The sequence below is a fragment of the Streptomyces sp. NPDC036813 genome, assembly GCF_055609245.1.
This window is the reverse complement of the sequence record NZ_JBVJPV010000020.1, coordinates 119,785-134,767: the sequence shown is the minus strand read 5'-3', so window position 1 is coordinate 134,767 and position 14,983 is coordinate 119,785. Positions and strand designations below refer to the sequence as shown.

Genomic DNA, 14,983 nt, shown 5'->3' with positions numbered 1-14,983 from the left:
CTTGTCGCACAGGGTGACGGTGTTGGTCACTTAGCGTGGCGAATAGGTAACCGTGCCATAACGGCGATCCAGGGCCCGTGCCCGACACGCCGGGCAACTCGGCAAGGTTGTGGCAGGCTGCACCCGGGCAGGCCACACTCGACTAGCGGAAGCAGCGACGCACGTGACGTCGGCAGGCACCACCCGGGAGGTCCCCATGCCCGAACTGCGTGTCGTGGCCGTCTCCAATGACGGCACACGGCTGGTGCTGAAGGCTGCGGACAGCACGGAGTACACGCTTCCGATCGACGAACGGCTCCGCGCCGCCGTGCGCGGCGACCGTCCCCGCCTCGGCCAGATCGAGATCGAGGTGGAGAGCCATCTCCGCCCCCGCGACATCCAGGCGCGTATACGCGCCGGCGCGACCGCGGAAGAGGTCGCGCAGATGGCCGGCATCCCCGTCGACCGCGTACGCCGGTTCGAGGGCCCCGTCCTCGCCGAGCGCGCTTTCATGGCCGAGCGGGCACGCAAGACACCCGTCCGCCGTCCCGGCGAGAACGCCGGCCCGCTGCTCGGCGAGGCCGTGCAGGAGCGGCTGCTGCTGCGCGGCGCCGAGAAGGACACCGTGCAGTGGGACTCCTGGCGCCGCGACGACGGCACGTGGGAGGTGCTGCTGGTCTACCGGGTGGCCGGCGAACCGCACTCGGCGAGCTGGACGTACGACCCGCCGAGGCGGCTCGTGCAGGCCGTCGACGACGAGGCCCGCTCGCTCATCGGCGAGTCCGACGACCTCGCGCCGCCGGAGCCCAGCTTCCCCTTCGTGCCCCGCATCGCCCGTCTGCCACGCGACCGTCCGCTGGACCGTTCGCTCGACCGGGAGCGGCCGAGCCTGCCCGCGCAGGCATCGGAGCCGGCCGAGGAGAGCACCAGCGAGCGCGACTCGCTGACCAGCCTGCTGGAGGCCGTACCGAGCTTCCGGGGCGATCTGGTGGTGCCGGAGCGCTCGCCGTCGGCCGAGCCGGACGACGACGAGCCGGACGCCGAGCCCGCGGCGGAGGAGCCGCCCGCGCCCGCCGCCTCGGCCGGGGCCGGGTCCGCCTACGCCGACGTGCTCATGCCACGGTCGGTCGGCAGCCACCGGGATCGCCTGATCGGCGCCACGGACCGTCAGGCCGAGGCCGACGGCGTCCGCCCCGGCCGCCGCGCCGCGGTACCGAGCTGGGACGAGATCGTCTTCGGCACACGACGCAAGAAGCAGGAGTAGTCACGCGAGCGGGGCTGCGGCCCCGTGGATGACGTGGCCGCGTCGCCCGGGCTTACGGCGCCCGGGCGACGGTTCGGCAAGGGCCGCGGCCGCCTGAGGCGGTACGGCCAGAGGCTGGACCCGCTCGCCAGGCACCCCTTAGGTGCGCGTGTCCCGGCCGACACGGCCTCACTCGCACGTGAACGCTCCAGGCAGGGCAACGCTCACGCCCCCCGCGTCAGCGCTCCGCGCGCGCGTGCGGTGCGTCAGCCTCCACGCGCGTGGGTGCTGCCCTCTTGCGTGCGAACCGGAGCGGAGGACCCCCGCCCCGGACGCCATGTGATCACTGCGGGTCCGGTCCCACCGCCACCGGCCGCTCGGGGTCCGACGACCATTCCGACCACGAACCGACGTACAGGGCCGCCGGGATGCCCGCCGCGGCCAGCGCCAGCACCTCGTGCGCCGCGGAGACGCCCGAGCCGCAGTAGACCCCGACCTCGGTGTCGTCGGCGGCTCCGAGGGCCTTGAAGCGCGCTCTGAGCTCCTCCGCGGGCAGAAAGCGGCCGTCGGGTCCGACGTTGTCCGTCGTCGGCGCGGAGACCGCGCCGGGGATGTGGCCGCCGATCCGGTCGATGGGCTCCACCTCGCCCCGGTACCGCTCCCCCGCCCGGGCGTCGAACAGCAGCCCGGAGCGGGCGAGCGCGGCCGCCTCGTCCGCGTCCAGCAGCCGCACGGCTCCGGGAACCGGCTGGAAGTCACCCTCCGGCGGCTGCGGCACGGTCGTCTCCAGCTCGCCCCGCCACGCCGTCAACCCGCCGTCGAGGACCCTCACATCCGGGTGACCCGTGTAGCGCAGCAGCCACCACGCGCGTGCCGCCGCCCAGCCCTGCCCGCCGTCGTACGCGACCACGGGCCGGGACGCGGAGACGCCGGCCCGGCGCATCGCCGTACCGAAGACGTCGAGGTCGGGCAGTGGGTGGCGGCCGGCCGGGCCGGGAGCGGAGGCCAACTCGCCGTCCAGGTCGACGAAGACGGCGCCGGGGATGTGTCCGTCCTCGTACTCGGCGCGGCCGTCGAACGGCGGTTCGCCGGCCGCCTTGGCCATGCTCAGCTGCCAGCGGACGTCCAGCAGGACCGGCGGGTTCTCGCCGGTCAACTCACCGGCGAGTTCGGATGCGGAGATGATGGCGTTCATGCCCCCCATCCTTGCGCACGGGGTGGCCGCGCCGTCCCTGTCCGGCTATTCTGCTCGGCCGGACAGGCTCGGTCACCATGCGTACAGGATCGAGCACATGCCGTACCATCCATCGACACCCGCCGCCGGTACACCGCGACGCGCGGGACACCGCGCTCCGGGCACAGCCCGACGTACCGACCGCCCCGTACCGCGCGTGGCGGGCCCGGCCCGCGGCTGGTGTGCGTATCCCGCACGCGTCCGGTGAGCGGAATGGGACACGGCCACCGCGAGGGGCCGAGAAGAGAGTGACGATGACCGAGGCAGGCGGGTCGGCCGACCGGAACGGTGCGGCGCACGCCCGGTACGCGCCGGGAACACCCTGCTGGGTGAGTCTGATGGTGCACGGGGTGGCCGCGACCCAGGAGTTCTACTCGGAGCTGTTCGGCTGGGAGTTCCAGCCGGGCCCGCAGCAACTCGGCCCGTATGTGCGGGCCCTCCTCGACGGCCGTGAGGTGGCCGGCGTCGGACAGCTGCCGCCCGACCGCCATCTGCCCATCGCCTGGACGCCCTACCTGGCCTCCGACGACGTGGACGTCAGCGCCGAGACGGCCCGGCTGTGCGGCGGCACCATCGGCGTCGGCCCGCTCGACGCCGCCGAGGCGGGCCGGCTGGCGATCGGCTCCGATCCGTCCGGCGCGGTGTTCGGCATCTGGCAGGCCTCGGCCCATCTCGGCACCGGCCTCACCGGCGTACCCGGCACGCCCGTCTGGAACGAGCTGGTGACCTTCGAGGCGGAGAACATCGCCAAGTTCTACGAGACGGTGTTCGGCTACGAGGAGGAGCCGCGGGCCTCCGCCGACGAGGACCGCGTGGTCCTGCGCGTCGGCGGCCGACCGGTCGCCGGTGTCCGCGGGATGGGTCACGCGCTGCCGCGCGACCGTGGCCCGCACTGGATGACGTACTTCCAGGTGGCGGACGCGGACGCGGCCCTCACCCGGGTCACCGAACTGGGCGGCCGTGTCCTCGGCCCGGTGCACAGCAGCCCGTTCGGGCGCATGGCGCAGGTGTCCGACCCGGAGGGGGCGCGCTTCTCACTGCTCCAGCCGCCGGACGAGGGGCCCGCGTGACTCACCGCGGCTCGGGCAGGCCGCGTGGCTGGGCGGGAGCGAACAGCCGGCCCAGGCACGAGCGGGCGGCGCGGTCAGGCCGGTGAGACCGGCAGGACGTCCGGGGACAGGGCCGCCGCGTGGGCCGTCGCTGCCGTCATACGGCGGCGGTGGTGGCGGCGGCACAGCACCTCGTAGCCGACCTCGTCCGCCGACCGGTTGACGTCGCCGACGACGACCTGGGCGCCCTCGACCACCATCACGCCGCCCACCGTGCGCGCGTTGTGCGTGGCGCGGGCGCCGCACCAGCACAGGGCCTCCACCTGGAGCACCTCCACCCGGTCGGCCAGCTCCACGAGCCGCTGCGAGCCGGGGAAGAGCTTGGAGCGGAAGTCCGTGGTGATGCCGAAGGCGTAGACGTCGAGCTCCAGGTCGTCGACGACACGCGCGAGCTGGTCGATCTGCTCGGGCGCGAGGAACTGCGCCTCGTCCGCGATCACGTAGTCCGCGCGCCCGCCGTGCGAAAGGTGGTCGACGACATAGGCGTACAGGTCCATGCCGTCCGCGACCTCCACCGCGTCCGTGACCAGGCCGAGGCGGGAGGACAGCTTGCCCTCGCCGGCCCGGTCGTCGCGGGTGAAGATCATGCCCACCAGGCCGCGGGCGGAACGATTGTGCTCGATCTGCAGAGCCAGCGTCGACTTCCCGCAGTCCATCGTTCCGGAGAAGAACACCAGCTCGGGCATGGGGGGATGAGCACCTTTCGGCGGGAGAGGGGGCCAGTGGGGCTTCAGGAGCGTACTTCGAGCAGCGGGACCAGCTGCTCCGCAGGGGTCATCGAGCCGTGGTTGCCGACCATCGCGGACTCGTTGGGCTCCCGCTCGGAGGCGATGAGGAGCACGTCGTCGTGCGCGGCCGCGACGACGTCGCCGATGCGCGCGTAGACCCGGTCGTCGATGTGCGGGCCGAACCAGCCGGCCGCGATCGCCTCGTCCCGGGACGCCACCCAGAACCGGTCCCCGAGCACCTCGCGCCAGCAGGTGAGCACGTCGTCCTTGGCGCCGGAGACCGCGTAGACGTGCCGGGCGCGGCCTTCGCCGCCGAGCAGGGCGACGCCGGCGCGCAGCTCCCAGTCTTCGTCGAAGTCGATGCGGTGGTCCTCGTCGAACGCGATGTCGACCATGCCGTGGTCGGCCGTGATGTACAGCGCGCTGCGCGGCGGCAGCTGCTCGGCCAGCCGCTGGGCGAGCCGGTCGACGTACATCAGCTGGCCGCGCCAGGTGTCGGAGGCGACGCCGTAGCGGTGGCCGGAGCCGTCCAGTTCGGCGTAGTACGTGTAGACCAGGGAGCGGTCGGCGGCGGCCAGTTGCTCGGCGGCCAGGTCCATGCGCTCCTCGCCGGTGAGCCGTCCGTGGAACGTCCCGCCGCTGAGGGCGACCTTGGTCAGCGGGGTGTTCTGGAAGGTGGGCGACGACACCTGAGCGGCGTGCACGCCGGCGTGCTGGGCCAGCTGGAAGACCGTCGGGTGCGGCTGCCAGGCGCGCGGGTCGGTCCACGGGTTCCAGCGCAGCTGGTTCATCAGCTCGCCGGTGGCCGGGTTGCGGGCGGTGTAGCCGGGCAGGCCGTGCCGTCCCGGGGGCAGGCCGGTGCCGACGGAGGCGAGGGAGACGGCGGTGGTGGCCGGGTAGCCCGCGGTGATCGGGCGGCCGGTGCCGCCGCGCGAGGCTGCCATCAGGGAGGTGAGGAAGGGCGCCTCGTCCGGGTGGGCCCGCAGCTGCTCCCAGCCGAGGCCGTCGATCAGGAAGACGCAGTTCCGGTCGGCCGGGGTCAGCTCCGGGATGGCCGCGGTCATGCCGGGCACGTCCATGCCGGCGGCGAGGGTGGGGAGCACGTCGGCCAGGGAACCGCTGCCGTACTCGGGGACGGGAGCGGAGGCGAGGGCGAGGGGTTCCGGGTGCGGTTCCCAGGCGATGTGGACCATCAGCGGGTGATGTCCGCCGTGGCCTCGGAGATCGCCTGGGCGAAGGCGAGCGCCTGGCGGACGGTCTCCGGGCCGTCGCCCGCCTCGCTGACGCGCAGGCTCAGGTCGTCGGCGGTGGAGTTGCCGGTGTAGCCGTGGTCGGCGTCGCAGTTGGGGTCGCCGCAGGCGGCGGGCTCCAGGTCGATGCGGGAGACGGCACCCCAGCCGATGGTCAGCACCACCTCGCGGGGCAGCGTGCCCGGGGTGTACGACTCCGGGTTGGCGACGACGCGGCTGACCACGACCGACGAGATCCGGTCGAGTTTGACGGACTCCGTGGACGTCGTGGCGTACGGCGTCGGGGACGTGCTGTCGGCGCTCTGCTCGTCGGTGTGGCTGACCAGGAAGCGGGTGCCGGTGAGGACGAGCACGGTCACGTGCCGCCGCACCTCGTTCTGGTCGAAGGTGGTCTCCTGGTGGACCAGGTACGACCGGATGGGCTCGCCGCCCACGGCGGCCTCCACCGCCTCGGCCACGAGGGCCGGGTAGTAGCCGCTGCGCTCGATCGCCGCACGCAGCCCCTGGGTCGTCGTACTGGTCTTGGCCATGCGCCCCATCCTACGGGGGACCACTGACTGCGAGGGACCCGTCACGGGGTCCCGGTGGCCCGGGCAGGGGACACGCGGGGCGGTGACGCCGGTGGGCGGGGGCCGGGGGCGTCGATACGCCGGGGGGATGCGAGGGCCGGGGTCGTCAGTATGCCGGGAGGGTGCGGGGGCCGAGGTCGTCGCGGGCGGGGGGCGGTGCCAGGCGTACGGAGGCGCCGAGCACGCTCAGGCCGTGCGGGGCGACGACGACGGGTTCCAGGGTGACCGCGACGACCTCGGGGTGGTCGTCGACCAGCCGGGAGACCCGCAGCAGCAGCTCCTCGAGGGCAGGGGTGTCCACCGGGGTGGAGCCGCGCCAGCCGAACAGCAGCGGGGCCGTGCGGATCGCGCGGACCAGGGAGGTCGCGTCCCGGTCGGTGACCGGTATGAGGCGGTGCGCCATGTCGCCGAGCAGCTGGGAGGCCGCTCCGGCCAGACCGAAGGAGAGCACGGCACCGGCGGCCGGGTCGATGACCGCCCGTACGACGGTGTCGACGCCGCGCGGCGCCATGCCCTGCACGACCGGTCGCAGCTCCTCCGGCTTGCCGAACAGGTCGGTCAATTCCGTGTACGCCCGGCGCAGTTGCTCCTCGTCGGCCAGGTCGAGGCGTACGCCGCCGAGGTCGGCGCGGTGCCTGAGGTGCGGGGCGGTGGCCTTGAGGGCGACCGGGTAGCCGAGGGCGCGGGCGGCTTCGGCGGCGTCGTCGGGGGTGGGCGCGGGCAGGGCGCGGCGGACGTGGACGCCGTACCGGCCGAGCAGGTCGCAGGTGTCCTCGGTGGACAGGGTGAGGCCCTGTCCGCGCGCGAGCAGGGCGTCGATCATGCGGGCGGCGCCCTTGACGTCGATGTCGTCGTACTCGGGGACCTTGCCGGGGTCGGCGGCCTCGCGCCGCCACTGGGCGTACCGGACGGCCTCGGAGAGGGCTCGCACGGCCCGCTCGGCGGCGGGGTAGGCGGGGATGAGGTGGGTGCCTTCGGGGGCGTCGACGGGGGCCGGGGACTCGGCGGGGGCCGGGGGTGCGCCGGGGGCCGGGGGTGTGCCCGTGGCCGGGGGTTCGCCGGAGGATGCCATCCCGGCGGGCGGAGCGGGCAGGTGTGTGTCCCCCGGGCCTGTCGCCACAGGCGCGTCTGCTGAGGCCGACGAGCGCCGAGTGTCGCCCTGGCCCGGCGTGAGCGGCACGCGCGTGTCCGTCTGCGGCGCCGTGCTCGCCGCCGCCGAGAGGGCCTCGGCGAGGCCGCCCAGCTCGACGTGCACCACCAGCACCGGCTTGCCCGGCACGGCGGCCGCCGCCGAGCGCAGCGCCTGCGCCAGCTCGGCATCGCCCGGCGAGCCCTCGCCGATCGCCGGGATGGCGGTCACGACGACGGCGTCGCACGTGTCGTCGGCGAGCGACCGCGCCAGGGCCGCGCGGAAGTCCTCCGCGGAGGCGGCGGTGGTGAGATCCAGCGGGCGGTGCGGGCGCAGCCCGGCGGCCAGGCACTGGTCGTAGGTCAGCACGCCGAGGGACTCGGAGTTGCCGAGGATCGCCACACGCGGGCCGGCGGGCAGCGGCTGACGGGCCAGCAGCAGACCGGCGTCGACCAGTTCGGTGATCGTGTCGACGCGGATCACGCCGGCCTGGCGCAGCAGCGCGGACACCGTGGCGTGCGGCAGGCGTGTCGCCCGTACGGCGTGTCCCTGGGGCGCGGATCCGGCGCCCTGGACGACGACCAGTGGCTTGGCGGCCGCAGTACGCCGGGCGAGGCGGGTGAACTTGCGCGGGTTGCCGATGGACTCGAGGTACATCAGGGCGACGTCGGTGTCCGGGTCCTCGTACCAGTACTGCAGGACGTCGTTGCCGGAGACGTCCGCGCGGTTGCCGGAGGAGACGAACGTCGAGACGCCCGTGACGCCCGTGACGCCGCCGCCGCGCCGGTGCAGCCTGGAGAGCAGGGCGATGCCGATGGCGCCGGACTGGGCGAACAGGCCGATCCGGCCGGGGCGCGGCATCTCGGGGGCCAGGGAGGCGTTCAGCCGGACGTCCGCCGAGGTGTTGATGACTCCGAAGGCGTTGGGGCCGATGATCCGCATGCCGTACGTGCGTGCCTGTCGGACCAGTTCACGCTGGCGCTCGCGCCCTTCGGGGCCGCTCTCGGCGTATCCGGCGGAGATGACCACGAGGCCCTGCACGCCGTGCTCGCCGCACTCGGTGACGACCTGGGGCACGTGGTCGGCGGGCACGGCGACGACGGCCAGGTCGACCGGGCCCTCGATCTCCCGCACGGAGCGGTGGGCGGGGACGCCGTCGAGTTCGGTGACGTCGGCTCCGAAGGCGCGGTTCACTGCGTGCAGCCGGCCGGTGTAGCCGGCCTCGCGGAGGTTGGCGAGGATGCTGCGGCCGACGCCACCGGGGGTGCGGCCGGTGCCGACGACGGCGACCGAGCCGGGCATCAGCAGTCGCTGCACCGAGCGGCCCTCGGCGCGCTGTTCGCGCGCGTACTGCACGGCGAGGGAGCGCTCGGTGGGCTCCAGGTCGAACTCCAGGCGCACCACCCCGTCCTCGAAGCTTCGCTTCTGGGTGTACCCGGCGTCCGTGAACACCTTGATCATCTTGGTGTTGGCGGGCAGCACCTCGGCCGCGAAGCGGCGGATGCCGCGCTCGCGGGCGACGGCGCCGATGTGTTCGAGCAGGGCGGAGGCGACGCCGCGGCCCTGGTGGGCGTCCTGGACGAGGAAGGCGACCTCTGCCTCGTCGGCGGGTGCGGACGCGGGCATTCCGTTCGCGCCGATCCGGTCGTAGCGTACGGTTGCGATGAACTCGCCGCCGATCGTGGCCGCGAGTCCCACCCTGTCCACAAAGTCGTGGTGTGTGAAGCGGTGGACGTCCTTCGCGGACAGACGCGGGTAGGGCGCGAAGAAGCGGTAGTACTTCGACTCGTCCGACACCTGCTCGTAGAAGCTGACCAAGCGGTCCGCGTCATCGACGGTGATGGGGCGGATCCGCGCGGTGCCGCCGTCGCGCAGCACCACGTCGGCCTCCCAGTGGGCGGGGTACTCCTGCCTGTCCGACGCGCTCTGCATGGGGCCCAGAGTACGGCTCGCGTACGACAACGGCGCGGGGCACTCTGTGGAGGACGGATGCCGGGTCGAGGCCGAGGCCCGGTGATCGCGTCCGAAGGGGTCGCAGGACCTCTCCGGGCATGCTTCACCATATGGGAAACTGGTCTAGACAACCCTGAGAAACTGAAGGGCAGCAACACATGGCTGAGCGCCGCGTCAACGTCGGCTGGGCCGAGGGCCTCCATGCCCGCCCCGCCTCCATCTTCGTCCGAGCCGCCACGGCCGCAGGCGTCCCGGTGACGATCGCCAAGGCCGGCGGCACCCCGGTCAACGCGGCCTCCATGCTGGCCGTCCTCGGCCTGGGCGCCCAGGGCGGCGAGGAGATCGTCCTCGCCTCCGACGCCGAGGGCGCGGACGCCGCCCTGGACCGTCTGGCGAAGCTGGTCTCCGAGGGCCTCGAGGAGCTCCCCGAGACCGTCTGAGTCACGACTGACCGTCCGAGTCACGTATAAAGAAGCCGCGTCGGCCTTTCGAGGTCGGCGCGGCTTTCTTTTTGCCGCCCTCCGTGAGCCCCGAGGAAAACGGTGGCACGAGCGAAAAACGTGAAAAGGGCAGCCCTTTCAATGGGCTCACTTATCCCTCTCTTTGTATACGGTGCTCGTGTTAATGCCGTGGGCCCGATGTGTTTACGGGGTGTTGCGAACTCCTCACGCCCTCGGGTCGGTCGCCGCCGAAGCGGCGCAGCCGATACGCGGCGGTGGAGCGCTCGGTGTGCAGGGCCGCGATCGCGCGTGCGCGCTCCCCGTCGCCGCGCGCCACCGCGTCCGCGAGCGCGCCGTGTTCGGCCCAGGACCTGACGGGGTCGGCCGACGGCTCCACGGCGTACATCCAGGCGATCTTGTGGCGCAGCTGGGTGAGCGTGGCGGTCAGCGCCTGGCTCCCACAGGCCTGCACGAGCGTCTCGTGGAACCAGCCGCCCAGGGAGCGCAGCTCGTCGCCGGTGCCGCGCCTGGCCCGCTCCTGGCCGAGCCGCACCAGGCCGCGCAGCACCTTCAGGTGCGCCTCGGTGCGCCGCTGGGCTGCGCGCGCCGCGCCGAGCGGCTCCAGCAGCATCCGCATCTCCAGCAGGTCGGCCGCTTCCTGCTCGGTGGGTTCGGCCACGCACGCGCCCGCGTGCCGTCGCGTCACGACGAAGCCCTCGGCCTCCAGGGTGCGCAGCGCCTCCCGCACGGGCACCCGGGAGACGCCGTAGCGGCGGGCGAGGAGTTCCTCGGTGAGCCGGCTGCCGCGTTCATGGACACCGGCGACGATGTCGTCCCGGATCGCCGTGCACACCGAGTGCGCCGGAATTCGCATGTCCGACCTCCGCCTTGATCCCCGTGAAACGCCGACGATGGACGCGTGTTCCGTGACTCTATTCCAAGGGAGCGGAATTTCCGACGGCGAGCCGGATTCCATGGATATTTTTTGGTCACCTCGCCGGGTTACTCCGGAGGCGAGGATCCGGGAAACGCCGAAAGCCCCGACGCGGTGCGCCGGGGCTTCCTGGGGCTCGTGCCGTTCCGGTGTGTCAGACGTTCACGCCGTGCGCGCGCAGGTAGGCGACCGGGTCCATGTCGGAGCCGTACTCGGGGCTGGTGCGCGCCTCGAAGTGCAGGTGCGGGCCGGTGGTGTTGCCGGTGTCGCCGGACAGGCCGATCTGCTGGCCGGTGACGACCTGCTGGCCCACGACGACGCCGATCGACGACAGGTGCCCGTACTGGGTGTACGTGCCGTCGTGCATGCGGATGACGATCTGGTTGCCGTAGGCGCCGCCCCAGCCGGTCTCCACGACGGTGCCGTAGCCCACCGCGTGCACCGTGGTGCCGGTGGCGGCGTGGAAGTCGATGCCGGTGTGGTGGCCGGAGGACCACAGGGAGCTGCTGGCCTCGTAGCCGGTGGAGACGTAGGAGTGCGCGATCGGGGCCGTGAAGCTGTTCAGGCGCTTGCGCTCGGCCTCCCGGGCGGCACGCTCCTTGGCCTCGTGGGCCCGCGCGGCGGCGGCCTCACGGGCGGCCTGCTCGATGGCCGCCTGCTCGGCGGCCTGCTTCTGGGCCTCGGCCTGGGCGTCGATCTGCGCGGCGACCGCGTCGTCGACGCTGATGACGGGGAGCAGACCGGTGTGCTCGGCGGCGGTATCGGCGGCGAGGGCGGGCGCCGCGAGGGTGCCGATGACGCCGGTGGTGGTGAGCGCGGCGATACCCGCGGCCTGCGCGGTGGTGCGCTTCATCCGGCTGGGACGACGGTGCTTCCCGGTGGCGCTGACGAACGCCATGTGGTGGCTTGTCCTTTCCTTCCCTCTCGCCTACCGGGTTAGCTGACGGGTTCGGAGCAGGAAGGTCTCCTACGAGCACCCTCGCGGGCGCCCGATTCACCCCAGGGACGTGTGGGTCCCCGGCTCCCCTGGCTCGCGCCGTACGGGGACTCGGCGATGACTGTCCGGTGCCGCGGGTGCGGCGCACTGCCTGACGAACAGCCCGGATGAAGCTACGGTGATCGACCTTCAGTCCTCAAACGAATCAGGGGTTTTGTAAGCCATCCCACAGGCCAGACAGGCAACCTCCGCCCCAATTCGGGCATATGGGCGATGGAGCGCCTTGGATCACAAACAGGCCGGCGGGCAGGGCAAGGGCCCTGGTGCTCCGTCAGACACCAGGGCCCCACGCGCGTGTGCGGCTACTCCGCGCTCACCACGGTGACATCGCCGATGCCGAGGGCCTCGACGGGCTCCTTGATCTGCGCGGCGTCACCGACGAGGACCGTCACCAGACGGTCCACCGGGAAGGCGTTCACGACCGCCGCCGTGGCCTCCACCGTGCCGGTCGCGGCGAGCTGCCGGTACAGCGTCGCCTGGTAGTCGTCGGGCAGATGCTGCTCGACCTGGTCGGCGAGCGTGCCCGCGACGGCGGCAGCGGTCTCGTACTTCAGCGGCGCCACCCCGACGAGGTTCTGCACGGCGACGTCGCGCTCGGCGTCGGTCAGGCCGCCCGCCGCCAGGGTGCGCAGCACCTTGAAGAGGTCGTCCAGCGCCGGGCCGGTGTTCGGCGTGTCCACGGAGCCGCTGATGGCGAGCATCGCCGCGCCCGTGCCGTCGGGGGCGGAGCGCAGCACCTGGCTGAAGGCGCGCACGCCGTAGGTGTAGCCCTTCTCCTCCCGCAGGACACGGTCCAGGCGGGAGGTGAGGGTGCCGCCCAGGCAGTACGTGCCGAGCACCTGCGCGGGCCATACGCGGTCGTGCCGGTCGGGGCCGATCCGGCCGATGAGCAGCTGCGTCTGGACGGCGCCCGGGCGGTCGACGATGACGACGCGGCCGGTGTCGTCGGCGGTCACCGCCGGCACGGGGCGCGGCTCGGTGCGCGAGCCGGTCCAGGCGCCCAGGGTGTCGCCCAGGAGGTCGTCGAGGTCGAGGCCGGTCAGGTCGCCGACGACCACCGCGGTGGCGGTGGCGGGGCGCACGTGCCGCTCGTAGAAGGCGCGCACGGCGGCCGCGTCGACGGCCGCGACCGTCTCCTCGGTGCCCTGGCGGGGGCGCGACATGCGCGAGGCCGCCGGGAAGAGTTCCTTGGACAGCTCCTTGGCGGCGCGGCGGGCGGGGCTGGCCAGCTCGTGCGGGATCTCGTCGAGGCGGTTGCGCACCAGCCGTTCGATCTCGCTGTCGGCGAAGGCGGGCGCCCTGAGGGCGTCGGCGATCAGGCCGAGGCCCTTGGCCAGCCGGGAGGCGGGCACCTCCAGGCTGAGGCGGACACCCGGGTGGTCGGCGTGCGCGTCGAGGGTGGCGCCGGCACGCTCCAGCTCGGCGGCGAACTCCTCGGCGGAGTGCTTGTCGGTGCCCTCGGAGAAGGCGCGCGCCATGATCGTGGCGACGCCGTCCAGGCCGGCCGGTTCGGCGTCCAGGGGGGCGTCCAGGAGCACCTCCACGGCGACGACCTGCTGGCCGGGGCGGTGGCAGCGCAGCACCGTCAGGCCGTTGTCGAGCGTGCCGCGCTCGGGGGCCGGGAACGCCCACGGCTTGGCCTCGCCCGCCTGGGGCTGGGGGTGGAAGTCCATGGTGGCGAGCTCGGTCACTTGGCCGTCTCCTCGTTGTCGTTGCCGGCCTCTACGGTCGCTTCCTGCTCCGGGTCCTCGGGCACGTCGGCGTCCGGCGCGGCCTCCGGGGTCTTCGGCTCGTACACGAGCACCGCGCGGTTGTCGGGGCGCAGGCGGGCCTTGGCGACCTCCTGCACCTCCTCGGGCGTCACCTCGAGCACGCGCTGGACGGCGGTGAGGGCGAGCTGCGGGTCGCCGAACAGGACCGCGTAGCGGCACAGTTCGTCGGCGCGGCCCGCGACGGTGCCGAGCCGGTCCAGCCACTCGCGCTCCAGCTGCGCCTGGGCGCGTTCCATCTCCTCGGCCGTGGGGCCCTCCGCGGCGAACCGGGCGAGCTCCTCGTCGATGGCGGCCTCGATGACCGGCACCTCGACGTCACCGGACGTCTTCACGTCCAGCCAGCCCAGGGAGGGCGCCCCGGCCAGCCGCAGCAGGCCGAAGCCGGCCGCGACGGCCGTGCGGTCGCGGCGCACCAGCCGGTTGTACAGGCGGGAGGACTCGCCGCCGCCGAGGATCGTCAGCGCGAGGTCCGCCGCGTCGCACGCGCGTGTGCCGTCGTGAGGCAGCCGGTAGGCACCCATCAGGGCGCGCGCCGGGACCTCCTCGCGGACGACCTCGCGCAGCTGGCTGCCGATGACGTCGGGCAGCGTGCCGTCACGCGGCTCGGGCTTGCCGTCGTGGGAGGCGATGGAGCCGAAGTACTTCTCGACCCAGGCGAGGGTCTGCTCCGGGTCGATGTCGCCGACGACCGACAGGACCGCGTTGTTCGGCGCGTAGTAGGTGCGGAAGAACTGGCGGGCGTCCTCGAGGGTGGCCGCGTCCAGGTCCGCCATGGAGCCGATCGGCGTGTGGTGGTAGGGGTGGCCCTCGGGGTAGGCGAGGGCGGTCAGCCGCTCGAAGGCGGTGCCGTAAGGAACGTTGTCGTAGCGCTGGCGGCGCTCGTTCTTGACGACGTCGCGCTGGTTCTCCATGGACTCCTCGTCCAGGGCGGCCAGCAGGGAGCCCATGCGGTCGGCCTCCAGCCAGAGCGCGAGCTCCAGCTGGTGGGCGGGCATGGTCTCGAAGTAGTTGGTGCGCTCGAAGCTGGTGGTGCCGTTCAGCGACCCGCCGGCGCCCTGCACCAGCTCGAAGTGACCGTTGCCCTTGACCTGGGCGGAGCCCTGGAACATCAGGTGCTCGAAGAGGTGAGCCAGACCCGTACGCCCCTTGACTTCGTGGCGCGAGCCGACGTCGTACCAGAGGCACACCGCCGCGACCGGGGTCAGGTGATCCTCGGAGAGCACCACGCGCAGGCCGTTGGCCAGGCGGTGCTCGGTTGCTGTCAGTCCGCCGGAGCCTGCCTCGGCTGTAGCCGTGTGACCCATGGGCATGTACGTCCCTTCGATCGCGGAAGCGGTCGTGAAACCGCGTGTTTCCTGCCGTCCTGCCACTGTATGCAAGCGCGCGGACCGGCGGCGAAGTTCCCGCACGGCGTACGCCGACAGCGAGATCGCGTAGCCTTCGGGCGATCGTCGTGCGCGGTCCGGGCCGGCCGCGGACCGGCGCCCCGCCTCGGGCGCTCGGGTACGGCCGCGAGATGGCGGCGGTCGGGTGCTCCGGCGCCGCTCCACACAGCCTGGATCCGGGCGTCCGGGCACTGCTTCACACTGCCGGAATCCCGGCGTTCGGGCGCCGCTCCACGCAGGCGGAAACCGGGTGCCCGGGCA

12 protein-coding genes and 1 riboswitch are annotated in these 14,983 nt (G+C 73.1%); of the genes, 3 read left to right on the top strand and 9 right to left on the bottom strand.

Translation table 11 applies throughout. The annotated features are described in order from the left end of the window. The first annotated feature begins 196 nt into the window (after nucleotides 1-196). On the top strand, nucleotides 197-1,243 hold the full coding sequence (sepH, locus tag ACZ67Q_RS33610; protein WP_471189919.1) for a septation protein SepH: 1,047 nt from the start codon (nucleotides 197-199) through the stop codon (nucleotides 1,241-1,243). Between the two features lie 322 nt (nucleotides 1,244-1,565). Here the strand turns inward: sepH and ACZ67Q_RS33605 are convergent, their stop codons facing one another. Next, nucleotides 1,566-2,417 (bottom strand): sulfurtransferase, encoded by an 852-nt coding sequence (locus ACZ67Q_RS33605; RefSeq protein ID WP_471189917.1) that lies wholly within the window; start codon nucleotides 2,415-2,417, stop codon nucleotides 1,566-1,568. Nucleotides 2,418-2,710: 293 nt separating this feature from the next. Between ACZ67Q_RS33605 and ACZ67Q_RS33600 the strand changes: the two genes are divergently transcribed. Next, nucleotides 2,711-3,526, top strand: a complete 816-nt coding sequence (locus tag ACZ67Q_RS33600; RefSeq protein ID WP_471189915.1) for a VOC family protein — start codon at nucleotides 2,711-2,713, stop codon at nucleotides 3,524-3,526. A gap of 74 nt (nucleotides 3,527-3,600) precedes the next feature. Here the strand turns inward: ACZ67Q_RS33600 and ACZ67Q_RS33595 are convergent, their stop codons facing one another. From ACZ67Q_RS33595 to ACZ67Q_RS33580, 4 genes are all read right to left on the bottom strand, one after another. Beyond that, complete coding sequence (locus ACZ67Q_RS33595) at nucleotides 3,601-4,251, bottom strand: thymidine kinase (protein ID WP_361624962.1); 651 nt, start codon at nucleotides 4,249-4,251, stop codon at nucleotides 3,601-3,603. 44 nt (nucleotides 4,252-4,295) lie between these two features. Then, the gene (locus ACZ67Q_RS33590) at nucleotides 4,296-5,486 is read right to left on the bottom strand and encodes an alkaline phosphatase family protein (protein WP_471189913.1); all 1,191 of its coding nucleotides are present in this window, start codon (nucleotides 5,484-5,486) and stop codon (nucleotides 4,296-4,298) included. Continuing rightward, nucleotides 5,486-6,082 carry a DUF5998 family protein gene (locus tag ACZ67Q_RS33585; protein ID WP_471189911.1) on the bottom strand — a complete coding sequence of 199 codons (597 nt, stop codon included), beginning with the start codon at nucleotides 6,080-6,082 and terminating at the stop codon, nucleotides 5,486-5,488. The genes ACZ67Q_RS33590 and ACZ67Q_RS33585 overlap by 1 nt, the downstream gene beginning before the upstream one ends. A gap of 136 nt (nucleotides 6,083-6,218) precedes the next feature. Next, nucleotides 6,219-9,173 (bottom strand): bifunctional acetate--CoA ligase family protein/GNAT family N-acetyltransferase, encoded by a 2,955-nt coding sequence (locus tag ACZ67Q_RS33580; protein ID WP_471189909.1) that lies wholly within the window; start codon nucleotides 9,171-9,173, stop codon nucleotides 6,219-6,221. Between the two features lie 179 nt (nucleotides 9,174-9,352). Here ACZ67Q_RS33580 and ACZ67Q_RS33575 point away from each other — a divergent pair, with 179 nt between their 5' ends. Continuing rightward, a complete protein-coding gene (locus ACZ67Q_RS33575) occupies nucleotides 9,353-9,634 on the top strand; it encodes an HPr family phosphocarrier protein (RefSeq protein ID WP_030235221.1) in 282 nt (93 codons plus the stop codon). A gap of 181 nt (nucleotides 9,635-9,815) precedes the next feature. Here the strand turns inward: ACZ67Q_RS33575 and ACZ67Q_RS33570 are convergent, their stop codons facing one another. The 4 genes from ACZ67Q_RS33570 to ACZ67Q_RS33555 all read right to left on the bottom strand — a co-directional run bounded on the left by ACZ67Q_RS33570 (nucleotide 9,816) and on the right by ACZ67Q_RS33555 (nucleotide 14,647). After that, a complete protein-coding gene (locus ACZ67Q_RS33570; protein WP_471189907.1) occupies nucleotides 9,816-10,508 on the bottom strand; it encodes a GntR family transcriptional regulator in 693 nt (230 codons plus the stop codon). Between the two features lie 214 nt (nucleotides 10,509-10,722). Further along, nucleotides 10,723-11,466 (bottom strand): M23 family metallopeptidase, encoded by a 744-nt coding sequence (locus ACZ67Q_RS33565; RefSeq protein WP_471189905.1) that lies wholly within the window; start codon nucleotides 11,464-11,466, stop codon nucleotides 10,723-10,725. Nucleotides 11,467-11,478: 12 nt separating this feature from the next. Beyond that, a riboswitch (cyclic di-AMP (ydaO/yuaA leader) is annotated at nucleotides 11,479-11,632 on the bottom strand. 235 nt (nucleotides 11,633-11,867) lie between these two features. Further along, the gene (locus tag ACZ67Q_RS33560; protein ID WP_471189903.1) at nucleotides 11,868-13,256 is read right to left on the bottom strand and encodes a M16 family metallopeptidase; all 1,389 of its coding nucleotides are present in this window, start codon (nucleotides 13,254-13,256) and stop codon (nucleotides 11,868-11,870) included. Next, on the bottom strand, nucleotides 13,253-14,647 hold the full coding sequence (locus ACZ67Q_RS33555) for a M16 family metallopeptidase (RefSeq protein ID WP_471189901.1): 1,395 nt from the start codon (nucleotides 14,645-14,647) through the stop codon (nucleotides 13,253-13,255). Before ACZ67Q_RS33555 ends, ACZ67Q_RS33560 begins: the two co-directional genes overlap by 4 nt. Nucleotides 14,648-14,983: the final 336 nt, after the last annotated feature.